25 protein-coding genes are annotated in these 25,143 nt (G+C 72.7%); 11 read left to right on the forward strand and 14 right to left on the reverse strand.

Going from position 1 to position 25,143, the window contains the following annotated elements; genetic code table 11:
- Positions 1–151: 151 nt before the first annotated feature.
- From C6361_RS22840 to C6361_RS22895, 12 genes are all read right to left on the reverse strand, one after another.
- The gene (locus C6361_RS22840; protein ID WP_159079430.1) at positions 152–532 is read right to left on the reverse strand and encodes a hypothetical protein; all 381 of its coding nucleotides are present in this window, start codon (positions 530–532) and stop codon (positions 152–154) included.
- A 69-nt stretch (positions 533–601) separates the two neighbouring features.
- Complete coding sequence (locus tag C6361_RS22845) at positions 602–1,813, reverse strand: MFS transporter (protein WP_107268952.1); 1,212 nt, start codon at positions 1,811–1,813, stop codon at positions 602–604.
- 70 nt (positions 1,814–1,883) lie between these two features.
- Positions 1,884–3,305 carry a hypothetical protein gene (locus tag C6361_RS22850; protein ID WP_107268953.1) on the reverse strand — a complete coding sequence of 474 codons (1,422 nt, stop codon included), beginning with the start codon at positions 3,303–3,305 and terminating at the stop codon, positions 1,884–1,886.
- Positions 3,302–4,384: an ABC transporter substrate-binding protein gene (locus tag C6361_RS39035; RefSeq protein ID WP_159079431.1), complete on the reverse strand. Its 1,083-nt coding sequence runs from the start codon at positions 4,382–4,384 to the stop codon at positions 3,302–3,304. The genes C6361_RS22850 and C6361_RS39035 overlap by 4 nt, the downstream gene beginning before the upstream one ends.
- Before the next feature lie 216 nt (positions 4,385–4,600).
- Entirely contained in the window at positions 4,601–7,177 is a 2,577-nt protein-coding gene (gene pheT, locus C6361_RS22860; RefSeq protein WP_107268955.1) for a phenylalanine--tRNA ligase subunit beta, read from the reverse strand.
- A gap of 59 nt (positions 7,178–7,236) precedes the next feature.
- Positions 7,237–8,298, reverse strand: coding sequence for a phenylalanine--tRNA ligase subunit alpha (locus tag C6361_RS22865; protein WP_107268956.1), 1,062 nt, complete (start codon positions 8,296–8,298; stop codon positions 7,237–7,239).
- Positions 8,299–8,724: 426 nt separating this feature from the next.
- Entirely contained in the window at positions 8,725–9,609 is an 885-nt protein-coding gene (locus C6361_RS22870; RefSeq protein WP_107268957.1) for an RNA methyltransferase, read from the reverse strand.
- A 31-nt stretch (positions 9,610–9,640) separates the two neighbouring features.
- Complete coding sequence (rplT, locus tag C6361_RS22875; RefSeq protein WP_107262757.1) at positions 9,641–10,033, reverse strand: 50S ribosomal protein L20; 393 nt, start codon at positions 10,031–10,033, stop codon at positions 9,641–9,643.
- 32 nt (positions 10,034–10,065) lie between these two features.
- Complete coding sequence (rpmI, locus tag C6361_RS22880; RefSeq protein WP_101366674.1) at positions 10,066–10,260, reverse strand: 50S ribosomal protein L35; 195 nt, start codon at positions 10,258–10,260, stop codon at positions 10,066–10,068.
- Between the two features lie 20 nt (positions 10,261–10,280).
- The gene (infC, locus tag C6361_RS22885) at positions 10,281–10,913 is read right to left on the reverse strand and encodes a translation initiation factor IF-3 (RefSeq protein WP_107262758.1); all 633 of its coding nucleotides are present in this window, start codon (positions 10,911–10,913) and stop codon (positions 10,281–10,283) included.
- Between the two features lie 342 nt (positions 10,914–11,255).
- Positions 11,256–11,804, reverse strand: a complete 549-nt coding sequence (locus tag C6361_RS22890) for a PH domain-containing protein (RefSeq protein ID WP_234359647.1) — start codon at positions 11,802–11,804, stop codon at positions 11,256–11,258.
- Positions 11,805–11,890: 86 nt separating this feature from the next.
- Positions 11,891–12,817 carry a DMT family transporter gene (locus C6361_RS22895; protein ID WP_107264439.1) on the reverse strand — a complete coding sequence of 309 codons (927 nt, stop codon included), beginning with the start codon at positions 12,815–12,817 and terminating at the stop codon, positions 11,891–11,893.
- A 221-nt stretch (positions 12,818–13,038) separates the two neighbouring features.
- Here C6361_RS22895 and C6361_RS22900 point away from each other — a divergent pair, with 221 nt between their 5' ends.
- A complete protein-coding gene (locus C6361_RS22900) occupies positions 13,039–13,452 on the forward strand; it encodes a YchJ family protein (protein ID WP_107268958.1) in 414 nt (137 codons plus the stop codon).
- A 30-nt stretch (positions 13,453–13,482) separates the two neighbouring features.
- On the opposite strand, the gene C6361_RS22905 is transcribed toward C6361_RS22900, so the two are convergent.
- Entirely contained in the window at positions 13,483–13,938 is a 456-nt protein-coding gene (locus tag C6361_RS22905) for a MerR family transcriptional regulator (RefSeq protein WP_107268959.1), read from the reverse strand.
- A complete protein-coding gene (locus C6361_RS22910; RefSeq protein WP_107268960.1) occupies positions 13,931–14,302 on the reverse strand; it encodes a hypothetical protein in 372 nt (123 codons plus the stop codon). Before C6361_RS22910 ends, C6361_RS22905 begins: the two co-directional genes overlap by 8 nt.
- A 96-nt stretch (positions 14,303–14,398) precedes the next feature.
- Between C6361_RS22910 and C6361_RS22915 the strand changes: the two genes are divergently transcribed.
- The 10 genes from C6361_RS22915 to C6361_RS22960 all read left to right on the forward strand — a co-directional run bounded on the left by C6361_RS22915 (position 14,399) and on the right by C6361_RS22960 (position 25,124).
- Entirely contained in the window at positions 14,399–15,490 is a 1,092-nt protein-coding gene (locus C6361_RS22915; protein ID WP_107268961.1) for a DUF4037 domain-containing protein, read from the forward strand.
- 7 nt (positions 15,491–15,497) lie between these two features.
- A complete protein-coding gene (locus C6361_RS39270; RefSeq protein WP_107268962.1) occupies positions 15,498–15,641 on the forward strand; it encodes a pentapeptide repeat-containing protein in 144 nt (47 codons plus the stop codon).
- 97 nt (positions 15,642–15,738) lie between these two features.
- Positions 15,739–16,236 carry a hypothetical protein gene (locus tag C6361_RS22925; RefSeq protein ID WP_107268963.1) on the forward strand — a complete coding sequence of 166 codons (498 nt, stop codon included), beginning with the start codon at positions 15,739–15,741 and terminating at the stop codon, positions 16,234–16,236.
- Between the two features lie 210 nt (positions 16,237–16,446).
- Positions 16,447–19,533 (forward strand): EAL domain-containing protein, encoded by a 3,087-nt coding sequence (locus C6361_RS22930; protein ID WP_159079432.1) that lies wholly within the window; start codon positions 16,447–16,449, stop codon positions 19,531–19,533.
- Positions 19,534–19,702: 169 nt separating this feature from the next.
- Positions 19,703–20,779, forward strand: a complete 1,077-nt coding sequence (locus C6361_RS22935) for a polysaccharide deacetylase family protein (RefSeq protein WP_107268965.1) — start codon at positions 19,703–19,705, stop codon at positions 20,777–20,779.
- A 372-nt stretch (positions 20,780–21,151) separates the two neighbouring features.
- Positions 21,152–21,601, forward strand: a complete 450-nt coding sequence (locus C6361_RS22940; RefSeq protein WP_107262766.1) for a helix-turn-helix domain-containing protein — start codon at positions 21,152–21,154, stop codon at positions 21,599–21,601.
- 51 nt (positions 21,602–21,652) lie between these two features.
- Positions 21,653–22,156: a hypothetical protein gene (locus C6361_RS22945; RefSeq protein WP_159079433.1), complete on the forward strand. Its 504-nt coding sequence runs from the start codon at positions 21,653–21,655 to the stop codon at positions 22,154–22,156.
- Between the two features lie 11 nt (positions 22,157–22,167).
- The gene (locus tag C6361_RS22950; protein WP_107268967.1) at positions 22,168–23,415 is read left to right on the forward strand and encodes an MAB_1171c family putative transporter; all 1,248 of its coding nucleotides are present in this window, start codon (positions 22,168–22,170) and stop codon (positions 23,413–23,415) included.
- A gap of 8 nt (positions 23,416–23,423) precedes the next feature.
- A complete protein-coding gene (locus tag C6361_RS22955; RefSeq protein ID WP_107268968.1) occupies positions 23,424–24,293 on the forward strand; it encodes an oxygenase MpaB family protein in 870 nt (289 codons plus the stop codon).
- 63 nt (positions 24,294–24,356) lie between these two features.
- Complete coding sequence (locus C6361_RS22960) at positions 24,357–25,124, forward strand: glyoxalase (RefSeq protein ID WP_107268969.1); 768 nt, start codon at positions 24,357–24,359, stop codon at positions 25,122–25,124.
- The last annotated feature ends 19 nt before the right edge of the window (positions 25,125–25,143 follow it).

The raw sequence follows: 25,143 nt of genomic DNA on the forward strand, positions 1-25,143 counted from the left end.
CAGCCTCCCCGCCAGACTGCAAGTCTATGCGAAGGACTGAATGATCTTTCGAGCGTTGGGGTAAGGCTCGGCGACGACCCGACCGCATCCCCATCGACGAGCGTCAGCACACCGCCCGCCAGCCTCGGCGCCGGCCGGGCCGGGCCGGACCTCAGTCGCAGATCTCGTCGAACTCCTGCCGGACCTTCTCGAACGCGGTGTCGAACTCGGCGAGCTTCGGCCCGAGCGTGGCGGCCGGCTCCCTGGAGTCGATCTTGGCGGCCTCGATGGTGTCGGCCAGGCGCTGGATCGCGCCTCGGACGTCACCGTCCGCCGACTCCGCCACCTTCGCCAACTCGGGCCGCATGGCTTCGATCTGGGCGGCCCGGACCTCCGCCGCCGAGCCGCGCAGGCCGTGGAACTGACCGAGCACGCCCCGGGCGTCGTCACAGGCCTGCGGCGAGGTGTTCACCCCCGCCCCGCGACAGCCACCGGCAAGCAACAGAACCAGCAGCACGCCGTACCCGAGCGCGCGCCGTCGACGACTCTCCACCCCGTACCTCCGAAGTCGTGTGCGAGGCAGATCCTTCAGCATCCTTCGCGCAATGTCCATTCGTCGATGTCACGGGCGGTGGTCGGCGGAACGCAGCACGCCCATCCGGTCCGTCGGCTCCGGCCGCAGCCCTCGGAGCTGCCAGATCGCCAGCAGCACCAGCCCGACGCCGACCCCGGCCCACACCCCCGCCGCGAAGGGGGTGGAGCGCCACTCGGTCAGGATTCCGAGCGCGGGGCGGGCGACCGCGATGCCGATCCCGGCCAGGCTGGCCACCACCCCGAAGACCAGGGCGCGGACCCGGCGCGAGGTGACCTCGTTGGTGAGTACCTCCAGCACGGTCATGCCGAGCGCGTAGCCGAAGCCCATCACCGGCAGGAACAGGAACGGGCCGAGCCACTCCGCCTGGCTGACCGCGACCAGGGTGGCGAGGACGAGCAGGAACGACACGGTCAGCGCGAGCCGGCGACGGGACACCGGGACGTATCCGGCCAGCAGGCCGCCGAGCACCGAGGCGGCGGCGAAGGCCGCGTACATCCAGCCGGTGACCTGGGCGGAGAGCCCCAGTTCCAGGGCCAGCGGCTGAAACAGGATCCGGGCGCTCCAGCCGAAGAGCAACAGCAACACCCCCAACCACACGGCCCGGCGCAGCCGGGCGTCGGCCGCCGCGGCCCGGATGTCGGCGAAGACCCCGGACAGCGAGCTGGCGACCCGGGATCCGGAGATCTCCGGCAGGGTCAGTGCGAGCAGGAACGCCAGCGCGGCCAGGCCGGCGGTGACGGTGAACGGCAGCGTCGGCTCCGTCTGGTAGAGGTAGCCGGCGGCGAGCAGCGAGAGGAGTACCGAGCCGCTGCCGACCGCCCGGATCAACCCGAAGGCCCGGGCCGGGCTGATCTCCAACTCGTCCTGGAGGCAGAGTTCGTAGAGGTAGGCGCTGGCCGCCCCGGAGGTGAGCGCCCAGAGTACGGCCCAGAGCACCCAGGCGGCGAAGAGCATCTGCACGGTACGGACCTGCGAGATCGCCGCGAACGTCAGCACCGCGCCCCCGGCCAGGGTCAGGTACGCCCGGCGGCGCCCGATCCGGTCCGCGAGGACACCCACCGGGAACTCGCAGGCGACCGAGACGATCCGGAACACCCCGTCGGCCAGTACCGCGGTCGCCAGCGGAAAGCCGCGGTCGAGCAGGTAGATCAGCCAGATCGGGAACCAGAACTGGACCTCCAGCAGGAAGTGGGTGACCGTGAAGGTCCGGATCGCCCGGCTGCGCAGCGCCTGCCTCATCCGACCGGCGCGCCTTCCCAAGTGAAGGCCCCGGCGGCGAGTGCCCCGGCGGCGGGTGCTCCGGTGGAACTCATGCGCCGCGGTCCCGCCGGAAGAAGAGGTACACGATCACCAGCAGCGCGGAGACCACCCCCGAGGTGACCAGGATCGCGTCCGCCGGTTGCGAGGCGACCCAGGCGACCAGGGAGGAGCGGCCGAGGTCGTAGACGGCCATCTCCGGGTCGCTGGCGATCGACCGGCCGAACTCGGTCACCGCGAGCGCCGTACCGAGGATCGAGGTCATCGCGATGCCGAGCAGGATCAGGTCGGTGAACATCGCGGACCGGGCCGTACGCCGGGCGGCGAGTTCGGCCAGCCGCCGGCCACAAAGATCGATCTTGAAGAGTACGGGCTGCTCCAGGAGTTTCTCGTAGTCCCAGAAGTCGAGGATCGCGTCCATCTCGACCCGTACCGCCCGCTTGAGGTATTTCGACAGGTCCTGCCGCTCCATGATGATCAGCTCGGCCCGCTGACTCAGCCCGGTCAGTTCCCCCTTGAGCTGCTCCAACTCCCAGCGGGAGCCGGCGGCGGCCGAGTCGGCGAGGATCTTCGACAGCCGGGCGTCGATCCGCTCCAGCACCCCGTAGAAGACCTGGGCGTAGCGCAGCGCCTCCCACTGGTCCCGGAACGGGTCACCGGGGAGCATCCGGGCACCCGCACCGGTCCGGTCCAGGAAGAGGTAGTTCAGCCAACGGACCAGATGGTCGAGGTCGCCGTCGAGGAGCCGGTCCGCCGGGGGTCGCTGGTCGTCGGCGATGACGACGTCCTTGACCCAGTGCCGGGTCATCTCCTCGGCCCCTGGCGCGGACGGGTCGACCACCAGACTCCGGGTCACCCAGAGCGTCTCACCGAACTCCGCCGTCACCGGGTCGTCGGCCGGGGTCGCCGAACGCAGTACCTCCTCGTCCCGGTCCGCCTCGCGCAGCAGCGCGAGCACCGGGTCGAGGTACCGCCGGACGATCTCCCGGGCGGTCTGCTCGCCCAACTCCACCGCCCGGGCCTGCAACCCGTCGAGCCGGGCCGGCAGCGGGCCGGTCTGCCCGGCCAGCCACGGGTCCACCTCGGCCAGCATCTCCAGCAGCATCAGCCCGTGGTCGTAGAGCCGGAAGCTGATCTCCACCGTCCCCGCCCAGAGCGGGTCACCGGGCCGCTCGGTCAGGTGCTCGGGGCGGAGCCGACCGGTCAGCACGTGCAGGGTCCGCTCCGCCGCGTGTTCGCTGATGCTGCGATAGAGGTTGAGCGAACTGCGCGGCCGGGTGTGCTTGAGCGCCACCACCGGCGGCGATTCGGCGACATCCGCCCGGACCCGCGCCGCCAGCCGGGGCAGCAGGGTGTCGAGGGCCGGCTGCCGCTCGGCCCAGAACCGCGCGTGCGCCGCCGGATCCCGCAGCGCCGCTCCGGGTACGGCGTAGAAGTCGACGACCACCGGGGCGAGGATCCGCAGCTGGGTCACCGGCCCACCGTTCCCAGCCGCAGTGCCCGGGCGTCGACGTGCAGTACCCGCCCCTGCGCCGGGCCGTTGGTCAGTTTCACCTCGACCAGGATCGGCCCGGGGCTCGGGCCGGCCCGGGCGACGAACTCCGCCGGCCAGTCGAGCACCCGGGCCCGGGTGCCCTGCGGGGCGAGCAGCACCAGGTTGCCGCGCTCGTCGAGCAGCTCCACGAGTCCGGTGCCGCCGACCGGGTCGAGGGTGACCTCCCGTTGCGCGGACGGGTTGAGGTCGGCGACGATCTCCGCGTACTCCTCGCTGCCGCGCAGCTCCGCGAGCACCCGGTTGAACTCCCGCATCACGGTGGCCGCCTCGGCGCTGTCGACCATCATGAAATAGAGCCCCTCGACGGAGTGCACCAGCGGGTCGTCGCCCTGGAGGTGACCGAAGTCGCCGACGTCACCGGCGAACGCGGGGTCGGTCAGCGCCGCCCGCCCGGGCAGCAGCCCCTCGGCGAGCAGGTCGATGCGGCCGGCGTCCAGCGCCCGGAAACCCTCCAGTGTGGACGGGAACTCCACGAAGTCACCGACCGCGGACTCCAGCTCGTCCCAGTAGTCGTACCCGGTGATGCCGCCGACCCGCAGCGCGCCCAGCTCGGCGGCGGACGAGACCTTCGGCTGACCGGCCCGGCGGTTGTAGAAGAGCACGTACTCGAAGTCGACGAGCGGGTCCGACAGCAGCAGGTCGGACCGCCGGGACGCGCTGCCGACCAGCGGAAACATCCCGACGGTGGCACCGGAGCGGACCTGCTCCTCGGCCAGCGACCAGGAGGTGTACCTGATCTCGGGACGGTAGCCGGAGCGGTTCAGCACCTCCACCACCAGCTCGGCGACCGGGCCACCCTCGGGCAGCTCCGGGCCGACGAACGGGGCCCAGGCGCCGCTGGAGACGAGGACCGGCCGGGCCGGCGAGGTCGGCGACGGGCGGAGCCCGGCCACCACGTACGCCCCGGCTCCGGCCACCACCAACAGCAGGGCGAGCACCGGTCCCCAGATCCGGAGCGGCTTGAGCAGGACGGACCACCTGGTCGGGTTCGGCGTCACGAGCGATCTTCCTATCCGGACAGTGACGCCCGGTACGAGCACGGCACGGCGTACCCCCGAGACGTCATCCGCAGGACCGTAGGGTACAAGATCCGCGAAACCGGACGGGGTCACCGCAGCACGCCCGGTCCCCCGACGCCGCCGCCGCGAACGGGTGTGGCCGCCGCGCCGGAGCGCGACGGCCACGATCGACCATGCCTTGTGGACGGGCCGGGGTCAGGCGCCCCGGAGCACCGCCCCGAACCGGCGGGCCGCCTCGGCCACCGCCGCGTCCCGGGCGGCCACCGCCTCCTCGCCGGTCAGCGTCCGGTCCGGCGCCCGGAACACCAGCTTGTACGCCAGCGACCGCCGCCCCTGCCCCAACTGCTCCGAGGAGTAGACGTCGAAGAGCCGGACCGACTCCAGCAGCTCCCCGGCACCCTCGGCCAGCGCCCGACCCACCTCGTCGGCCGGCACCTCGGCGTCGAGCACCAGCGCCACGTCGATCAGCGCGGGCGGATAGCCGGAGATCCGCGGCGCCGGTACCACCGGGGCGGGCGGCAGCGCGTCCAGGTCGAGTTCGAGGGCGCTGGTCCGGGGCGGCAGGTCCAGCTCGGCCAGTACCGCCGGATGCAGTTCCCCGGCGTGCCCGACGAGCACGTCGTCGACCCGGAACTCGGCGCACCGGCCGGGGTGCCAGGGCGCGTACCCGGCCTGCCGGACCACCACCCGGTCGCCGGCGATCCCGGCGGCGGCCAGCACGCTCCGGCCCGCCTGCACGGCGTCCGCCCAGCCGGCCGGGCGTCCGGCGCCCCACCAGCCGGCCGGCTCGACCTCGCCGGCCAGCACCGCGGCGACCCGCCACGGCTGGTCCGGCAGCACGGCGTCGGCGGCCCGGAACTCCTCGTCGCTCGGCCGGTGCTCCACCCCCATCGCGGGCGGCGGACCGGTCCGGGGCCGGGGCAGGAAGACCATCCCGATCTCGTAGAGCGCCACGTCGCGGTGGCCCCGGCCGAGGTTGCGCCGCAGGGCGCCGAGCAGGGTGCCGAGCAGCATGGTTCGCATCAGCGGTTCGGTGTCGGCCAGCGGGTTGGCCAGCCGCACCGCCGCGCGACGCGGGTCGTCGGCGGGCAGGCCGAGCCGGTCGGCCAGCTCGACGGAGACGAACGGCGGGGAGAGCACCTCGACGAAGCCGCTCTCGGCGAGGGTACGGCTCACCGAGCGGCGCCGCCGCTGCTCCGGGGTCAGTCCCCGGCCGGGCGGGGCGACCGGCAGCACCGACGGTACGTGCTCGTAGCCGTCCAGCCGGATCACCTCCTCGACCAGGTCCGCCGGGTCGGTGAGGTCCGGCCGCCAGCTCGGCGGGGTCACCACCAGGGTCTCCGGCCCGCTGGCGTGCCGCCCACCGTGGCCGTTGCCGGCGCCGGCCCGCCCGTCGCCGACCGTCACCGCGCAGCCGACCCGCTCCAGCAGCGCCACCGTGCGGGCCGGCTCGTACGGCACCCCGGCGCGCCGGGCCGGCAGGTCCACGTCGATCACGATCCGGTTCGGCGCCCGGACATGGTCGACGTCGAGCACCTCGGCACCGGCGGTGCCGCCCCCGTACCTGGTGAGCAGCTCGACCGCCCGCTCCAGGGCGACCAGCGGCAGCGCCGGGTCGACGCCCCGCTCCCAGCGCTTGGCGGCCTCGCTGAACAGCCGGTGCCGGCGGGCCGTCCGACCGACCACCACCGGGTCCCAGTGCGCCGCCTCGAAGAGCACGTCGACGGTGCTGTCGGCGACCTCGCTGGTCTCGCCGCCCATCACCGCGGCGAGCGAGATGGGCACCCCGCCGTCGCCGGCCACCGATCCGGGCAGGCCGGCGTCGCAGATCACCAGGTCCTCCGGGTCGAGCGCCCGGTCGACCCCGTCCAGCGTGGTCAGCCGCTCCCCCGGCACCGCCCGGCGGACCACCAGCTCGCCCCGGAGCGCGCCCAGGTCGAAGGCGTGCATCGGTTGGCCCAGCTCCAGCATCAGATAGTTGGTGATGTCCACCGGCAGCGAGATGGTCCGGATGCCGGCGTGGGTCAGCCGCTGCCGCATCCACTTTGGTGACTCGGCGGCCGGGTCGATCCCCCGGACCACCCGGGCGGCGAACCGGTCGCAGCCGACGGTGTCGACCACCCGGACCGGGTACGCCGGCTGTGCAGTCCCACCCGTCGCGGGGGCCAGCCCCGGGTCCCGGAACGGTACGTCGAAGGCATGCGCCAGCTCCCGGGCCAGGCCGCGTACGGACATCGCGTACCCCCGGTCCGGGGTGATCTCGACCTCGACGACCACGTCGTCGAGCCCGACCACCGGCCGCGCGTCGTCACCGGGCTTGGCCGGCACGTCCTCAGGCAGCACCAGGATGCCCGCGTGGTCGTCGCCGATGCCCAGCTCCCGTACCGAGCAGATCATCCCGTTGGAGTTGCGCCCGTACGTCTTGCGGGCCCCGATCGCGAACCCACCGGGGAGTACCCCGCCGGGCAGGATCACCACGACCCGGTCGCCGACGGCGAAGTTCGTCGCCCCGCAGACGATCTCCTGCGGCTCGCCGGTGCCGTTCGCGGCGCCGACGTCGACCCGGCAGAACCGGATCGGCTTCTTGAACCCGGTCAGCTCCTCGATCTCCAGCACCTCGCCGACCACCAGCGAGCCGGTGACGGTGCTCCGGAGGTCCACGATGGACTCGACCTCGATGCCGAGGTTGACCAGCGCCTGGTCCAGCTCCTCGGCGCTCAGCTCGGCGGGCAGGTCGACGTGCTCGCGCAGCCAGGAAACAGGAATTCGCATCTCTCAGACCACCGCATCCGTCGCGTCGTCGGGCCGCATCACGTCGTTCGTCATCCCGATCACACCTCCACCCCGAACGCGCGGGTGAACCGTACGTCGCCCTCGGCCATGTCCCGCATGTCGCCGATGCCGTGCCGGAACATCAGCGTCCGCTCGATGCCCATCCCGAAGGCGAATCCGGAGTAGACGTCCGGGTCGATGCCGCAGGCCCGCAGTACCCGGGGGTTGACCATGCCGCAGCCGCCCCACTCGACCCAGCGCGGGCCGTCGCGGTGCTGGGCGAACCAGACGTCGAACTCGCCGCTCGGCTCGGTGAACGGGAAGTAGTGCGGGCGCCACCGGGTCCGCGCCTCGGCCCCGAACATCGCCTTGGCCAGGTGGTCCAGGGTGCCGCGCAGGTGCGCCATGGTGATTCCCTCGTCCACCACCAGCCCCTCGACCTGGTGGAAGACCGGGCTGTGCGTGGCGTCCAGCTCGTCGGTGCGGTAGACCCGGCCGGGGCAGACGACGTAGATCGGGGGTTTGCGGGCCAGCATGGTCCGGGCCTGCACCGGCGAGGTGTGTGTGCGCAGCACCATCCCCGGCGTGTCCAGGTAGAAGGTGTCCATGGTGCCCCGGGCCGGGTGGTCCGGCGGGATGTTCAGCGCGTCGAAGTTGGTCCACTCCAGCTCGACCTCGGGGCCCTCGGCGATCTCGTAGCCCATCCCGACGAAAAGGTCGCCGATCCGCTCGGAGAGCGTGCTGATCGGGTGCCGGGCGCCGCGCGGCCGCCGGTCGTAGGGGAGGGTGACGTCCACCCGCTCCTCGGCGAGGATCCGCTCGGCCTGGGCCGCCTGGACGATCGCCAGTCGCTGCGCGTAGGCGGACTCGATCGACCGGCGGGCCTCGTTGACCCGCTTGCCGGCGTCGGACTTGGCGGCCGGCGGCAACGCGCCGATCTCCCGGCGGGCCAGCGAGACCGGCGCCCGGTCACCGAGGTGCGCCCGGCGCAGTTCGGCCAGGGCCTCCGGCTCGGTGGCGGCGTCGAACGCGGCCGTCGCGTCGGCCACCGCCGCCGCCAGCGCCTCCGGGTCGAGCAGGGCGACCTGCTTCGGGTCGTACGGGTCGTTGCGATACGTCATGGCGTGCGGCTACTCCCTCTGCGTAGCGGGCGGTGGTCCCGCTGCCTCCACCTCGAATGTCCCGTGGCGCCGCGCGAGATGCCCGCGCACCGGCGACGCCGTGGACAGGTCGGTGAACCTCGGTCGACCTCCCCGTGCGGTCCGTCGTGGCCCGAAGTGCGGCTCGGGAGCGACGGCGCCGTGCTGAACAGGTCGGAAGGTTCGGTGGGCGGCCCTTGCGGGCGGCCCACAGAGTCTACGGACGGGCGGCTGGGCCGCAGCCCGCCGGTGGGAGGGTACGCAGGGAGGAGAAGAGGTCAGCCCTGCCGCCCGCCGGCACCGGCGGGCTGGCTAAACGAGTGGCGTCGCGCGTCGCGGACGCAGCACTGCGCGGACTCGGTCATCAGGTCGACAACTCCCTGGTCGGTTCTGCTGCCCCGGGGTCCATTATGCGCTCTCCGGCGCGCCGTGCGGGGCCCCGGGCCGCAGGGCTCTGGCCGAAGCGTACAGGCAGACCGCGGCGGCGGCAGCCAGGTTGAGGCTCTCGGCCCGGCCGTGCAGCGGCACGCGTACCCGGGCGTCGGCGGCGTCGGCCAGCTCCGCCGGCAGGCCGTGCGCCTCGGAGCCGAAGAGCCAGGCGGTCGGCCGGGCCAGCCCACCGGCGTCGGCGAGGTCGTCCAGGTCCGTCTCGCCGTAGCCGGAGGCGGCCAGCACGGTCAGCCCGGCCGCCCGCAGCTCGGCGACCACGTCGGCCGGGTCGGGCGCCCGGACCACGTCGAGGTGGAAGAGGCTGCCGGCCGACGACCGCACGCACTTGCCGTTGTACGGGTCGACCGCTTCTCCGGCGAAGACCACCGCACCGGCCCCGGCGGCGTCGGCGGTGCGCAGCACCGTACCGGCGTTGCCCGGGTCACGAATCTCGGCCAGCGCGGCGACCAGTCGGGGGCGGCGGGCGAGGGCGGTGTCGATCGACACGTCGAGCCGGGCACAGACCGCGACGATCCCCTGCGGGGCGACCGTCTCGGTCAGCGCCGCGAGCGCCGCCTCGGTCACCGGGGAGACCGGCACTCCGGCCCGGGCGGCGGTGCCGGCGAGGTCGGCGTACCGGTCGAGCCCGGCCGGGGTACCGAATAGTTCGATCACCACGCCCGGCGCGGTCAGCGCCTCCCGGACCGCCTGCGGGCCCTCGGCCAGGAACCGGCCGGTGGTGTCCCGCTCCCGGCGCCGGTGCAGCCGCCGGGCCGCGACGATCCTCGGGGTACGCGGGGTGAAGAGCGCCTGCTCCGCTCCCCGGACATGGTCGAGGCGTCCCACCTGCGGGTTTACCGACATGCGGGACGCCTCGATCGGGTGTCGCGGGTGGTCAGGCAGCCTGGGCCGACGCGCCACCGGTGCCCTCGGCCGCCACGGCGGCGCGGGCGACCTCGACGATGGCCGCGAAGGCCGTCGGGTCGTTGACGGCGAGGTCGGCCAGGATCTTGCGGTCGACCTCGACGCCGGACAGCTTCAGCCCCTGGATGAGCCGGTTGTAGGTCATCCCGTTGGCGCGGGCCGCCGCGTTGATCCGGGTGATCCAGAGCTGCCGGAAGTCGCCCTTGCGGTCACGCCGGTCCCGGTAGGCGTACTGCATCGAGTGCAGCACCTGCTCCTTGGCCTTGCGGTAGAGCCGGGACCGCTGGCCACGGTAGCCGCTGGCGGTCTCCAGCAGCGTACGGCGCTTCTTCTGGGCGTTCACTGACCGCTTGACGCGTGCCATCTCAACTACTCCTTCAGGTCAAGAGGCGCGCGTCAGCGGGCCAGCAACTTCTTGATTCGCTTGAAATCGGCCTTGGCCACCTCGACGGTGCCGGTGAGCCGGCGGGTCCGGGTGGAGGACTTCTTCTCCAGGTTGTGGCGGAGGCCGGCCTGCTGGGCAACGATCTTGCCCTTGCCGGTCACCTTGACCCGCTTGCCCATCCCGGTGTGGCTCTTCATCTTCGGCATCTTGGTGCGTCTCTCCCCTGTTACTCGCCGGTCGTCCCGGCGGGTTCGGCCTCGGCGGGCGATGCCCCGGCGGCCGGCGGTGCCTCGACGGCACTGGCTGCCTCCCGCTCGCGCGCGGAGCCCGTCCTGGCCGCCGTGGCGGCCGTGGCGGACGCCTTGACGGCCCGGTGCGGAGCCAGGACCATGATCATGTTACGGCCGTCCTGCTTCGGAGCGGCCTCGACGTATCCGAGTTCCGAGATCTCGGACTCGAGTCGGCGCAGGAGCCGGTAACCCAGCTCCGGTCGGCTCTGCTCGCGACCGCGGAACATGATCGTCACCTTGACCTTGTCGCCCGCCTTGAGGAACCGCACCACGTGACCCTTCTTGGTCTCGTAGTCGTGCGGATCGATCTTCGGACGGAGCTTCATCTCCTTGATGACGGTCTGTTGCTGGTTACGCCTGGCTTCGCGCGCCTTGAGTGCGGACTCGTACTTGTATTTGCCGAAGTCCATGAGCTTGCACACCGGCGGGCGCGCCATGGGCGCAACCTCGACCAGGTCCAGGTCGACGTCCGCGGCCAGCTGGAGGGCGCGCTCCAGTGGGACAATGCCCACCTGCTCGCCCTCAGGGCCGACCAGTCGGACCTCACGTGCCCGGATCTGCTCGTTCACGCGTGGCTCGACGCTGATGGGGCCTCCTCGTGGTGATCCTCACCGGCCGCGCGTCAGCGGTGGCCGGCCTAACGTCTTCGACCAGAAGCAGAAAGGCCCCGGCACATGCCAGGGCCTGCTCGACCGGCCTGTGGCGATCGACGATCGCGCACCCGGATCGGCAAAACCGAACCGGTGACCGGACCCGGCCACCGGATGATGGTGACTCGGGTGGGAGCAGGCGCTCCGCTTCTCGACTGTCTGTGGATGAACCCAGACAGTGGTCGACTCGTAAAGACTAGCAGGTCAGCCCGGAGGACGCCAAAACGGGCACGCCGGGGACGGCGGGTGCGCGACGGAAGATCAGTCCGTCGCCCGCTGCCCCTGGACGACCTCGGATTCCGGCTCCGGCTGTCCCGGGCGTGGCTGCTGGTGTGCGGCGTCCGGCCCTGGCTGCTGGTGCGCGGCGTGCAGGGCGCGCAGCGCGCGTACCCCGTCGACCGCCAGCTCCCGGTCCACCGCCTGTAGGGCCAGCACCGGGATCAGCTCGTCGTCGTGCAGCTCCAGGCTGGCCCAGGCCGAACCCCGGTCGAAGCGCACCGCCCGGACCACGGCCCAGGGCAGGTCGTAGCCGCCGAAGACGTTGCGCACCCGGACCCCCCGGGCGTCCGCCTCCACCCGCGGGCGGGTGAAGAGCAGCACCACGAAAGCGCCGAGTACGCCCAGCCCGGTCATGGCGAGCTGGTCACCCCGCTGGAAGGTGGCCGCCCCGGACCCGGTCGAGCCGTGCAGGCCGATGCTGAGCAGGGCGAACATCACCACCAGCGCGGGAGCGAGGACCCAGCAGACCACCCGGATGCGTCGCGGACGCACGGAGACGGTGTCGGGATCACGGGCGACGGCGGGCTCGATCACGCTGTCCAGTCTGCCACCCGGCGTCCGACCGGCCACCGCCAGCCCGGACGATCCGACGGAGCCGGACCGGGCCGTGGCCGGCGTCAGGTGGCCGCCGGGGCACCCCGGGCCGCCCGACCGGAGACGAGCACCGCGAGCAGGGTCAGCACCGCCCCGACCAGCACCGCCAGGCTGGCACCGGGTCCACCCGGCCGCAGGTCGAGCAGGAGCGCCCCGCCCAGCTGCCCGGCGACCAGGGCCAGCCCGGTACGGAGTAGTCCCATCGACCGGATCCCGACCAGCAGCGCGATGGTGATGGTGACCCCGAGCGGCCCGCCGACGTACAGGTACCACTCGTCGGGCCAGCCGGTGGCGCCGAGCTGGGCCAGCGCGCCGGTCAGCGCCGCCACCGGCAGCATCGCCGCGCTGCTCACCGCGAAGTTGACCGCCGTGGCGGCGGCCGGGTTGGCGACCATGGAGATCCGGCCGTTCAGCGCACCCTGGACGGCGACCAGCACCCCGCAGACGACGCCGAGCAGCACCAGCCCGACCGCCAGGTCGCCGACCGGCCGACCGAACTGGGCCAGCGCCACCGCCGCGATCCCGAGCAGCGCACCCGCCACCCGGGACCGGGTCAGCCCCAGCCGGCCCGCCGGGGCCAGCCGGGTCCGGTCGACGGCGAGCCCGCCGCCGCTGTTCCCGGCCACCTGGGCGATGGTGTAGACCGCCACCCCGAGCACCGGCACGATGTACGTCGCCGCGACGATGAAGAACGCCCCGCACAGCCCACCCAGGTACGTCCACCAGGGCAGCCGGGTCCGGCGCAGCACCGCGAGGCCGGACCGCATCGACGGCAGTACGAGCAGGCCGAGCAGGACCAGCGCCACTCCCCCGGTGTTGTTGACCAGCGCACCGATGATCGGATGACCGGTCCGCTCACCCATCTCGGCGTTGGCCAGGCTCTGTGCGGCCGACCCCACCCCGGCGAGCACGGTCAGCCCGATCGCGGCCCAGCCCGGCAGTACCTTCACCAGCGACACACCCCGTCCACCCGACCCCGCCCGGCGCTACCGTCGACGGCCGGACGACCGTCGACCGGTCGGGCGGCACGGAACGGCCGGCCCACAGGGTCGCGGCCAAGCCTCACAGCGGAGGACCGCCGGTGTCTGTGATCCGGATCGCTCGTCCGGCGTGACCTCGGCGGCAGCGCGGTCGCCGGCCGGACCCGCGGCCGGGCGGCGACAATCATCCGATGGCGAAACGCAAGGCCCGCCGGGCCGACGGTGCGCGGTCCGGGCGGCCGTGCCCGTGTGGCTCTCCGGCGACGTACGAGCAGTGCTGCGGCGCCCTGCACGAGGGGACCATGGTCGCGGCGACCGCCGAGGCGCTGATGCGGTCGCGGTTCAGCGCGTACGCGGTCGGCGACGCCGGCTACCTGCTTCGGACCTGGCACCCGCGGACCCGACCGGCCCGGCTGGCGCTGGACCCGGAGCTTCGCTGGACCCGGCTCGACATCCTCGACACCGACCGGGGCGGCCTGCTCGACAGCACCGGCATCGTCGAGTTCCGGGCGCACTACCGGCAATCGGGCCGCCCCGGTGAGCTGCACGAGCGCAGCCGCTTCGGTCGCGAGGACGGCCAGTGGCGCTATCTTGACGCCGAGTAGCGGACCGGCGCGCTTACCGGAGGTCGGCGATCATGTGCCCGGCTGCCCCCGCCAGGAACCGCCCGCGCCGGCCCGCCCGGAGGAGGGCAGTGGACACTCCGGAGTCTCGGCGCACTCGACCAGGTCGGCGCAGCCGGCCGCCAGCGCCTCGCGCAGGGTCGCCGCGACGGCGGTCAGCTCGGCGATCCGCCGCTCCACCTCGGTGAGCTTCGCCCGGGCGCGGTCCGCAAGCACCCGATCCGCCCCACCGGGCACCCCCGGAGCGCGGACGTCGAGCAGCTCGGCCACCTCGGCGAGGCTGAACCCGAGCCGCTGTGCCGTCTTGATCGCCCGGAGCAGGGTCACCGTCTCCGCCGGATAGCTGCGGTGCCCGCCGAGGGTACGCGCGGGTTCGGCGAGCAGCCCGCGCCGCTCGTAGTACCGCAGGGTCTGCTGGTTGACCCCGGCCGCCGCGGCGAGCTGACCGGGTCGCAGCCCCTCAGGCACGGTGCCCGCCGTCCGGCCCCACCCGGGCGGCCAGTGCGTCGAGCACCGCCACCTGCCCGGCCGGCACCCCGACGTCCCAGCACAGCCGGCCGCCGGCCACGTCGAGCCGGAACGTGAAGAAGGAACAGCAGCCGGACTCCCGCATCATCAGGTCGGCCACCCGGGACGCCACCTGCGGGGTCGGGGTCAACTCCAGCCGGAGCCGGTCGGGTTCGACCCGGCGCACCGAGCGGACGGCCGTGCCGAGTAGCCGGTCGAACTCGGCGAGTCGGGCCGGCTGCTCCGCCGTCGGCAGGGTGCAGGCCGCCGGCACCCAGCCGGACGGGACAGCGGGTACGTCCGCGACACCTCGTACGTCTGCCATACCTCGACGGTAAGCCGGTACCCCGGTACCGGATGCAAGCGTGGGCGCCGGAAATTCGCTCGCCGGTCCGGAACCGCCGGCCGTACGGTCGACCGGATGTGGGGACCCTTCACGCCGGGACTGCGACTGTGCCGGCTCCTCTACACCGAGGCGGTACGTCCACTGCTCGCCGAGGCGTACCCGGAGCTGCGCTACGCGGCGGCCCGGCTCGGCCAGGGGTCGGAGGTGCTCGGCTTCGACACCGAGCGCTCGGTCGACCACGACTGGGGTCCCCGGCTCACCCTCTTCCTCGCCCCCGACGACCTCGACCGGTACGGCGGGCGGATCACCTCGTTGCTGGCCGAGCGGCTGCCGAAGCGGGTCGGCGGCTGGCCGACACACTTCGTCCCGGTCGCCGGCCGGTCCCGGGTGCCGGCCGAAACCGACGGGCCGGTGGCGCACCTGGTGCAGCTCACCGAGCTGGGCGTCTGGTGTGACGGGCAACTGGGCTTCGATCCCCGGCAGGGGGTGCGGACCTTCGACTGGCTGGCCACCCCGACGCAACTGCTGGCCGAGGTGACCGGCGGGGCCGTCTTCTTCGACGGCCCCGGCGAGCTGACCGCGCTGCGGGAGCGCCTGCGCTGGTATCCGGACGACGTCTGGCGCTACCTGCTGGCCTGCCAGTGGGCCCGGATCGACCAGGAGGAGCCGTTCGTCGGGCGGGCCGCCGAGGCCGGGTCGGAGGTGGGCAGCCGGGTGCTGGCGGCCCGGCTGGTCCGGGACGTGATGCGGCTCTGCCTGCTGCTCGGCCGGCGGTATCCGCCGTACGGCAAGTGGCTGGGCAGCGCCTTCGCCGCCCTGCCCGAGGCGTCGGCGGTCGCCGCCGCGCTGGACGGGGCGCTGACCGGGGACGCCGTGGCCCGGCAGGCGGCGCTCTGCACCGCCTACGAGGCGGCCGGGGCGTGGCAGAACCGGCTCGGCCTGGCCGAACCGGTGGAGGCGACCCGGCGGCTCTTCCACGACCGGCCGTACCCGGTCATCGGCGCCAACCGGTTCGCGGCCGCCCTGCTGGCCGGGATCACCGACCCCGAGGTCGCCGCGCTGCCTGTGCTCGGCGGCATCGACCAGTTCGTGGACAACACTCCCGTGCTGTGCCAGCCGGAGCTGACCAGGGCGCTGACCGCCGCCGCCTGGCAGCGGGACCGCTGACGCGACGGTGTCGGGAGCGACGGTGTCGGGAGCGACGGTGTCGGGAGCGACGGTGTCGGGAGCGACGGTGTCGGGAGCGACGGTGTCGGGAGCGACGGTGTCGGGAGCGACGGTGTCGGGAGCGACGGTGTCGGGAGCGCCGACGCGGTGACCGGCTCGACGGGGACGGGGACCGGGACCGGCGGTGCGTCCCGACGGGGCCGGCGGTGCACCCCACGGGCGGCAGAGGTTGGGTAGCCTGCCTCGGCATGACCACCGTGGTGATCCGCCCACCGCGCGACGCTTCCGGCCGTACCGTCGTCGCTCGTCGAGGTCTCGGGCTCGCCGGCCTCGTCGGGCTGGCGGCGCTCGGCTCGGGCTGCGCCGGTGGGGAGCCGGCCGGCACGGCGGGCACCTCGCCGCCGGCCACGCCCGCGACAACCGCCGCCCCGGCCCCGACCGCGACCCCGACGGACGGCTGCCCGGTCGACGCGGCGACCCTCTTCGCCGCGCTCAAGGCCAACGGCGAGCTGTACGGCGCGGTCGACACGGAGATCAGCGGCCTCCGCGACCTGGCCTGCCTGCGGGGGTACGCGACCGGGACGACGATCGTGCCGCCGGAGCGGGTCGACCCGGCCTTCGTCCTCTTCCGGTACGACCGCGACAGTGCGACGTGGCGGGCGCTCGTCGCCGGTACCGACGCGATCTGCACCGACCTGGTCCCGGCCGACGTCATTCCCCGGTTGCCGGGCTGCCTCGGCTCCTGATTGTCGGGGCGGCCGGCCGGGGCGGGTCGGTTCGTGACCTCGGGACGATAAATTCGCGCGTATCGACGGCTCCGAACATGATCCGGTAGGCTCCTCGACGGTTATCTGAAATTTTCCGGAAGTTGATCGGAAAAACTGCCGGAAAGCCACCTTTCCACCGGACTCGGCCCGGTCCCCGCCCAGCTGCGGCGGCGACTGGTGCAGGAGGTGATGGCCGTGGTCGATGGCCCCACCATCGGCGTACTCACCATGTCTGTCGGTTGCGACTATTTCGGCAGCATTCTCGGCGGAATCGCGCGGACGACCGCCCTGGCGGGTGGCCGGATGATCGCCATTCAGACCCTCGGCGCCGGCACATTCGACTTCGACCCGCCCGAACCTCCGGACTTTCCGCACCTGGTGGCCTGGGATCACGTCTCCGCGTTCGTGGTGATCCTGAACTCGGCGTCGCCGGGATACCTGACCTCGATCCAACGCGCCGGCAAACCGGTCATCATGATCAGTGACTCGATGCCCGGCGTCTCCTGTCCGGTCGTGCTCCCGGACAACCGTCGCGGGGTACGCGAGGCGGTCCTGCACCTGGTCGAACACGGCCACCGGGAGATCGCTTTCGCCGGATATCTCGAACTGCGAGATCTGCGCGAGCGCTACGAGGCATATCGCGACGCCCTGCTGGAGTGCGGAATAACCCCCCGTACCGATCTGCATTTCGACACCGGGGACAACCGGGAGAGCGGCGGCGAACGCGCCGGCCGGGCGATGCTCGCCGCCGGCCTGCCGTCGACGGCGGTGGTCGCCGGAAACGACCTGAACGCGATCGGCCTGCTCCGCACCTTCCTGGCCGCCGGCGTGGAGGTGCCGCGCCAGCAGGCGGTGGTCGGTTTCGACGACATGGAGGGGGTCGTCTACTTCACCCCGAGCCTCTCCACGGTGCGGCAGAGCTTCGAGGCCCTGGGTCGGATCGCCGCCGAACTCGCCCTGCGGGCCGCGCACGGGGAGGAGATCGAGGCCCGGACCTACTCCGTACCCACGTCGTTCCAGGCACGCGAGTCGTGCGGCTGCGCCGACCCGCTGGCGCCCGGGATCCTGGCGGCGGAGCCGGACGCCGAACCGTCGACCGCCGAACACCTGGTCGCCCGACTGGTCGCGGCACTGCCGGACCAGGTCGACCCGCCCCGCCGGGCCACCATCGCCCGGGCCGGCACGCTGGTCGCCGACGCTCTCGCCGCGGCCGCCGACGACGCACCGGGGCCGGATCTGCCCGACCTGCGTCAGGCCCTGGTCGGCCTACAGACGCTGAGCCAGCGGCATCCGGAGGGCGTGGTCCGGATGATGGACTCCATCCGGCGGTACGGGCTGGGCCTGGCCGGCCGGATCGGTCCGCACGACCCGGCCGGCGCCGAACGGGTTCGGGCCGGTACCGAGGAGATCGTGGTCGCGCTGGCGCAGAGCCGGTCCCGGACACACCGGATCGAGGAGAACGAGTTCCAGACCACCCTCAAGACGCTCTACACGGTGAGCAAGAACCTGCTGCGCAGCCACGAGAAGGACCCCCGCGCGCTGGCCTGGATCCAGGACACCAACGCCCGGGGCGGCTGCCTCGGGCTCTGGTCGGCCACCCCGGTCGGGGCCGACGGCACCGAACGGACCCTGGACCTGGTCACCATGTTCGAACGGGACCGTGGGCCGGTGCCGATGCCGGTCGGGCCGGTGCCGCCCCGGTCGTTCCCGCCGGCCGAACTGGTCGACCTCGCGGACCTGGACGCCGACCAGATGGTCTACGTGGCGCCGTTGCAGATCGGCGCCAGCGACTGGGGAATGCTCGCCGTCGTCGGTCCGATCGAGGCGGAGGTGGCCAGCGGCCGGGAGATGATGAACCAGTGGGCGGCCCTGCTGACCATCGCCCTCGACCACGACGCGGTGCTGAAGTCCCTGCGTGAGCAGGAGGACCTGCTCCGGCACGCGGCGCTCTACGATCCGCTGACCGGGCTGGCCAACCGGTCCCTCTTCCTGGACCGGCTCCAGGCGGCCGTCGCCGCCCAGGCCCGGCACCCGGAACGGCACTACTCGGTGCTGCTGCTCGACCTCGACGGGTTCAAGCTGGTCAACGACAGCCTGGGACACCTGGCCGGCGACCGGCTGCTGGTCCAGGTCGCCGAGCGGATCCGGGCCAGTGCCCGGGAGGCGGAGGTCGCCGCCCGGTTCGGCGGGGACGAGTTCGCCGTACTGCTGCGGCACCGTTGTGACGGCGAGGATCCGGCAGCGGTGGCGGAGCGGATCCGGGGCGCGCTGGACGTGCCGTTCCGGCTCGGCGAGGAGGAGTTCGTCGTCTCGGCCAGCATCGGCATCTCCCGCAGCAGCACCGGCTACCAGCACGCCGAGGACGTCATCCGGGACGCCGACACCGCGATGTACTCGGCGAAGTGGCAGCGCAAGGGCTCGCACGCGGTCTTCGACGTCGCCATGCACGAGCGGGTCGTCGGGCGGCTGCGTACCGAGGCGGAGCTGCGCCGGGCACTGGAGACCGGTGGTTTCGAACTGCGCTACCAGCCGATCGTACGGCTCGGCGACGGCCGTACCCACGCGTTCGAGGCGCTGATGCGCTGGCGGCATCCCGTACGCGGACTGGTGGCACCGGCCGACTTCCTGCCGATCGCCGAGGAGAGCGGGCTGATGCCGCCGATCGGCCGCTGGGCGCTGGCCGAGGCGTGCCGGCAGCTCGCCGCCTGGCGGGCGGGCGGGTCCGCCCCCGAGGGGCTGCGGATGAGCGTCAACGTCTCCAACCGGCAGTTCTGGCACACCCGGCTGCTGGAGGACATCGAGGAGAGTCTGCGGGCGGCGGGGCTGGACCCGGCGGCCCTGATCATCGAGATCACCGAGGGCGTCATCGTGCACGACGTCCCGGCGGCCCGGACGAAGCTGGCCGCACTGCACGAACTCGGCGTACAGCTGCACATCGACGACTTCGGCACCGGCTACTCCTCGTTGCAGGCGCTGCACCACCTGACGATCGACGCCTTCAAGATCGATCGGTCCTTCGTGGCGCCGCTGGCCACCGACGGCAAGAGCCGGGAGCTGGTCCGCTCGATCGTGTCGATGGGGCTCAACCTGGGGCTGGAGTTGGTGGCCGAGGGGATCGAGACCGCCGCACAGCGGGACCAGTTGCGCCGCTACGGCTGCCACCACGGTCAGGGCTACCTCTTCGCCGGCCCGGTCAGCGGGGCGGAGGCGGAGGCGATCCTCCGTGACGGCAGCCCGGTCGGCCTCCCCCGGCTGGCGGCCCGGGCCGTCCGCTAGCGCCGTCCCCTCTGCACTCTTCGTCGGTTCCGCCCGGCGCCCGGCTGCTCGTGTCCCGATGCGGCTAGACATCGACTGCCGCCGTTGAATATATTTCGATCGAAGCTGCGAAATGTTTCAACGTCCACCACCACCGGCAGACCGCCCCGCCGCCCACCGAGGAGCCCCCATGCCCCGTCCGCGTTCCCGGCCGCGCGGCCGCCTCTACGCCGCGCTCGCCGCCACCGCCCTGGCCGTCACGGCCGGCGCCGCCGCCGTCACCGTCGCCGCGCCACCGGTCGCCGCCGCAGCCTGCAACGGCTACGTGGCGCTGACCTACGACGACGGCCCCAACACCGGCACCACCACCGCGCTGCTCAACGCGTTGCGCTCGGCCGGCGCCCGGGCCACCTTCTTCAACGTCGGCCAGCGGGCCCAGCAGAACCCCGCGTTGGTACGCGCCCAGCAGCAGGCCGGGATGTGGATCGGCAACCACAGCTGGACGCACCCGCACATGACCCAGCTCAGCACCGCGCAGATGACCTCGGAGATCAGCCAGACCCAGCAGGCCATCCAGCAGGCCACCGGGACCGCGCCGAGGCTCTTCCGGCCGCCGTACGGCGAGACCAACGCCACGCTGCGCTCGGTGCAGGCCCAGTTCGGCCTGACCGAGGTGCTCTGGAGCGTGGACTCCCAGGACTGGAACGGCGCCAGCACGGCGCAGATCGTCCAGGCCGCCGGCAACCTCACCGACGGCGGCGTCATCCTGATGCACGACGGCTACCAGACCACCATCAACGCCGTCCCGCAGATCGTGGCCAACCTGGCCAACCGCAACCTCTGCCCCGGGATGATCTCGCCGACCACCGGTCGGGCCGTCGCACCCGACGGCACCAACCCGCCCACCAACCCGCCGACGAACCCACCGACCAACCCGCCCACGAACCCCCCGACGAACCCGCCGACGCAGGGACCGGGCGGCTGCACCGCGACCGCCTCGCTGAACTCCTGGAACGGCGGCTTCGTGGCCACCGTACGGGTCACCGCCGGCTCGTCCGGCACCAACGGCTGGTCGGTAGGGGTGAACCTGCCGTCCGGCGCCACGGTCACGAACTCGTGGAACAGCCAGCGCAGCGGCAGCAGCGGCGCGGTCACCTTCACCAACGTGAGCTTCAACGGCCGGATCTCCCCCGGACAGTCGACCGAGTTCGGCTTCCAGGGCACCGGCAGCGGGACCGGGATGTCACCGACCTGCACCGCGAGCTGACTTCCGATTCAGCGGATCCGTCCGATGTGGATCCGCAGGGCAGCACCGTGGATCTGACGTCAGGCGCCCGGCCGAACCCCTGCCCCGGCCGGGCGCCCGACGTCGACCGTCGGGCTCACGGACCCGCCGCCCCCGGCGAGTGGTCCGCGGATGCCGTCCATACGACGGGCTCCGGCATGGCAGCGCACCGGATCCCGTCTCCCCCGTTGAACGACGACACCTCCCCGTGCACGCGGGTCCCAGCACATCCGCTCGGGATGCCCACCACGCGTCCGCAGCGATGATATGCACACGGCACGTGATCCCGTCAACATGCGTGCACACCTCTATGGCATGCTGTAAACCACTGGACCCAGCTGCGGAGGAGGCCAGATGGTTGAGGAGGCGGGAGAGTTCCGCAGCCCGGGGCCGCTGGCCGACCGGCTGGACCGGCTCTTCGACCGCATCCGCAAGCCCGACGGCAGCGCGTACAGCCTGCGCGAGGTGGCGGACGCGATCACCGCACAGGGCGAGTCCATCTCGCACACCTACATCGGACAGCTGCGTACCGGGAAGAAGCGCGACCCGAACCTCAGCCACCTGCGGGCGCTGGCGAAGTTCTTCGGCGTACCGGTGGAATACTTCACCAGCGACCGACTGGCGGCCGACGTCGACAAGGAACTCGACCTCGCCGCCGCATTGCAGCAGGTACGCGCCCGCACCGTCGCGCTGCGCAACTCCGTCATCCCGGAGGCACAGTCCGCCATCGATGCCCTGACCGAGTTGCTCGGGGTGATCCGCGTCCTTGAACAGGGCAGGCCGGACGCGGATGATGGCGCGTGAATGCGGGTCGCGATCTGGCGACAGCACGCCGCGCGGAGGAACGGTGGGCCCATGACGCTACGGCAGGTACGCCGGCGCTGTGAGCAACTGGCACGCGGCATCCGGGTACCGGACCCCTTCGACCTCGACACGTTCATCGGCGACTTCGGTGCCGACCGGGGACGTCCGGTCCACCTGATCGCGTTCGACCTGCCGCCCGGGGCGCCGTGCGGGCTCTGCGTCTCGACCGACGCCGCCGACTACCTGGTGGTGACCTCCGCCGCGACCGGGGTGCAGCGGGTGCACATCGCCCTGCACGAGCTGGCCCACCTGCTGCTGGAGCACCGGCTGCACCTGCTCGACGACGTACAGGGCAGTCGGCAACTCTTCCGGCACCTCGACCCGGGGGTGGTCCGGGCGATGTTCGCCAGGACCAACTACAGCAGCCAGGAGGAGCAGGAGGCCGAGACCCTCGCCTCGCTGCTCGGACAGCGGGCCGGGCTGTGGCGCCCGCCGGCACCGCGCGCCCCGAGCGACCCGGTGGTCGAACGGCTCGGCCAGTCACTGGAACACTAGGGTGTTGCCGGATGGACGGTAAGAGCGGCGTTTTCCTGTTCTGCGCGGCGGTGGCGTGGATCGCGGTGGGCTACAAGGTGGCGGCACTCGTCCGCAACCCCCGCAACCTGAACCTCTGGGTGCTCACCCTCTGCATCGCGCTGCCGGCGGCCGGTTTCACCATGGCCGTGCCGGCCGTCTACACGGCGGTGAACCGCTTCTTCGGGGTACCGAATCTCGCCTCGCTGCTGGTCTACTCCTGCATCGTCGGATACAGCGTCACCGCGCTGGTCATGCTGATGCTCTGGCACATGCCGCCGGCCGAGGCGCTGCCCCGGGCCAGGATGCTCGCCGTCTTCTACGGCCTGGTGCTGGTCGCGATGGCGGTGCTCTTCGCCAACAGCGGCGCCACCGTCGAGGCGCCGAGCGACTTCGACGACGTCTACGGCCCCCGCCCGGTCGGCGGCACGTTCCTGCTGGTCTACGTCTCCGCCTTCGCCGTCGGCCTCGGCGTCGCCGCCTGGCGCAGCCTCCAGTTCGCCAACCGGGTCGCCCGGACCGACGGCCGCCCGTGGCTGCGCCGGGGCCTGCGGCTGGTCGCGGCCGGGTCGGTCGTCGCGCTCGGCTACTGCCTGGGCAAGGGCGGGTACGTCGTCGCCGCCTGGCTCGGCACGACGCTGCCGACCCTGAGCGACCTCGGTACCCTCTGCGCCTGCCTCGGGGCGCTGGTGATCACGGTCGGCTTCACGATCCCGTCCTGGGGACCGAACCTCTCCGCCGCCGTGCAGAGGCTGGGCCGGGCCCGCACCTATCTGCGGCTCTACCCGCTCTGGCACGCCATGTACCAGGCGATGCCGGAGATCGCCCTCGACCCGCCCACGTCCCGCCGGGCCGACCTGCGGATGCTGCGTGACCTCGACTTCGCGCTCTACCGGCGGGTCATCGAGATCCGCGACGGCCGGCTCGCGCTCGCGCCGTACCTAGCACCGACCGACGGGACTCCCCCGGATGGTCGCGGTGGCAGGACCGCCGCCGCGACCCGGGAGGCGATCCGGATCCGGGACGCGCTGGCCCGGCTGCGCACGGCCAACCAGGAACAGCAGGCGGTGCCGCCGGCCGCCGCGGCGGGGCGGGGAACCCGGCCCGGGCCGGCGGGACAGCCGGACGACGACGACCTCGCCGGTGACCTGGAGTTCCTCGGCCACGTCTCGTCGGCCCTGCGCCGGCTGCCGCCGGTCCCGGCCGCGCCCGCCTCCCCCGGTACGCCGGTGAGGAGCTGACGGCACCGATGCTGCACCGGCCCGGCCGGTTCGACCGGCTACGCCAGATCCGCGCACTCGACCCGGCGCGGGACTGCCACCAGATCTATCGGACCACCGCGCTGTGGGAGTTCCCGTTCGACGTCCGGATGGGGCTGCTGCTGGCCTTCTGGCGCACCTTCGCCGTGCCGTCGATCGCCGAACTGCTGGCCGCGACCGGTGAGACCACGACCCGGACCGAGCGCCGCGCCGACGACACCGGCATCCTGATGTACACCCTGATCGAGCACGGCCTCGACCACCCGCTGGGTCGGGCGGCCACCCGACGGCTCAACCAGCTGCACCGCCGGTACGCCATCGACAACGACGACTACCTGTACGTGCTCGGCACCTTCGTCTTCGTCGGCACCCGGTGGATCGACCGGTACGGCTGGCGTCCGCTCTGCTGCCACGAGCGCGCCGCGATCTACCACTTCTACGCCGAACTGGGCCGGCGGATGCGGATCACCGCCATCCCGCCGGACCTGGAGAGCTACGCGCGCTGGTACGACGCGTTCGAGGCCGAGCGGTTCGCACCCACTCCGGCCGCCCGGCAGCTCATCACCGCCACCAAGGGGCTGCTCGCCGACCTGCCGAAGCCGCTGGTGTCGGTCGGTGGGCGGGTCGCCGACGCGCTGCTCGACCCGCCGCTGCGGGCGGCCCTCTCGGTCGCCCCGCCGCCGTGGTGGGCCCGGGCGGCACTCACCGGGGGACTCGCCGGACGCGCCGCATACCTGCGGTACGGGGCGGCACCGCGCCGGCGGCAGTACCTCGACGGCGGGCTGCGGGCGAAGACGTACCCGGACGGTTACGACATCGCCACGGTCGGCCCGGCGGAACACCCCTCCTCTCGGGCATAGGCGGATCGTGCCGGCCCGCTGGCACAATGGCCCGACCTACGGCCGGGACGGGGCGAGAGATCGATGACGACTGGTGACGAGCGGATAGTGCCGGACGAGACGACGGTGCCGCTGCTGTCCTGTGTCTCCGCGGACGAGACGCTCGCGTTCTGGCAGGCTCTCGGCTTCGAGGTGACCTGGAACCAGCGCAAGCCGTACCTGTATCTGGCGTTTCGCTGGAGCGGGTTCGAGCTGCACTACGGTGCCGCGTCGGCCGGGCTCGACCCGACGCTGGAGAACACCGGCGGCTGCCTGGTGCAGGTCGGGGCCGTCGCGCCCTACCACGCGGCGTTCGTGGCGGCGATGCGGAAGACGTACGGGAAGGTGCTCGGCAAGGGGCTGCCGAGGATCACCCGCTACCGCCCCGGCGCGTCCCGGTTCAGCATCGTGGACCCGTCCGGCAACTCGATCGTCTTCGTCCGGCGCGACGAGCCGGAGGAACTGGAGTACGGCGGCTCGAAGCGGCTGGCCGGGCTGGCGAAGGTCATCGACAACGCGCAGATCCTGCGCGAGTTCAAGACCGACGACCGGGCGGCGTTCCGGGCCCTCAACTCCGGGCTGCGCCGGCACGGCGAGACGGCCTCCGATCTCGACCGGGCCCTGGCGCTGGCCGCGCTGATCGAACTCTCGATCGCGCTGGAGGAGCCCGACCGGGTACCCGGATGGGGTGCCCGGCTGCGAGAGATCCCGTTGACCGGGCCGGAACGGGAGCAGGTGCAACGCGCGGTCGCCGACCCGGCGGTACTCGCCGGATGGCTGCCCGACGACACCTTGCCGCACGGACGGACTTGAGCCGGTCGCGCGATTGAGA

The sequence above is a fragment of the Plantactinospora sp. BC1 genome, from assembly GCF_003030345.1.
In the GTDB taxonomy this organism is placed as follows: domain Bacteria; phylum Actinomycetota; class Actinomycetes; order Mycobacteriales; family Micromonosporaceae; genus Plantactinospora.

Coding starts and splice junctions, on each gene's coding strand:
- C6361_RS22925 (WP_107268963.1), top strand. CDS start 15,739: ATGACCACCGTGGTGATCCGCCCACCGCGCGACGCTTCCGGCCGTACC.
- C6361_RS22910 (WP_107268960.1), bottom strand. CDS start 14,302: ATGGCAGACGTACGAGGTGTCGCGGACGTACCCGCTGTCCCGTCCGGC.
- C6361_RS22955 (WP_107268968.1), top strand. CDS start 23,424: ATGCTGCACCGGCCCGGCCGGTTCGACCGGCTACGCCAGATCCGCGCA.
- C6361_RS22915 (WP_107268961.1), top strand. CDS start 14,399: ATGTGGGGACCCTTCACGCCGGGACTGCGACTGTGCCGGCTCCTCTAC.
- C6361_RS22950 (WP_107268967.1), top strand. CDS start 22,168: ATGGACGGTAAGAGCGGCGTTTTCCTGTTCTGCGCGGCGGTGGCGTGG.
- C6361_RS22930 (WP_159079432.1), top strand. CDS start 16,447: ATGGCCGTGGTCGATGGCCCCACCATCGGCGTACTCACCATGTCTGTC.
- pheT (WP_107268955.1), bottom strand. CDS start 7,177: ATGCGAATTCCTGTTTCCTGGCTGCGCGAGCACGTCGACCTGCCCGCC.
- C6361_RS22945 (WP_159079433.1), top strand. CDS start 21,653: ATGACGCTACGGCAGGTACGCCGGCGCTGTGAGCAACTGGCACGCGGC.
- rplT (WP_107262757.1), bottom strand. CDS start 10,033: ATGGCACGCGTCAAGCGGTCAGTGAACGCCCAGAAGAAGCGCCGTACG.
- C6361_RS22960 (WP_107268969.1), top strand. CDS start 24,357: ATGACGACTGGTGACGAGCGGATAGTGCCGGACGAGACGACGGTGCCG.
- C6361_RS22900 (WP_107268958.1), top strand. CDS start 13,039: ATGGCGAAACGCAAGGCCCGCCGGGCCGACGGTGCGCGGTCCGGGCGG.
- C6361_RS22870 (WP_107268957.1), bottom strand. CDS start 9,609: ATGTCGGTAAACCCGCAGGTGGGACGCCTCGACCATGTCCGGGGAGCG.
- C6361_RS22865 (WP_107268956.1), bottom strand. CDS start 8,298: ATGACGTATCGCAACGACCCGTACGACCCGAAGCAGGTCGCCCTGCTC.
- C6361_RS22845 (WP_107268952.1), bottom strand. CDS start 1,813: ATGAGGCAGGCGCTGCGCAGCCGGGCGATCCGGACCTTCACGGTCACC.
- C6361_RS22940 (WP_107262766.1), top strand. CDS start 21,152: ATGGTTGAGGAGGCGGGAGAGTTCCGCAGCCCGGGGCCGCTGGCCGAC.
- rpmI (WP_101366674.1), bottom strand. CDS start 10,260: ATGCCGAAGATGAAGAGCCACACCGGGATGGGCAAGCGGGTCAAGGTG.
- C6361_RS22935 (WP_107268965.1), top strand. CDS start 19,703: ATGCCCCGTCCGCGTTCCCGGCCGCGCGGCCGCCTCTACGCCGCGCTC.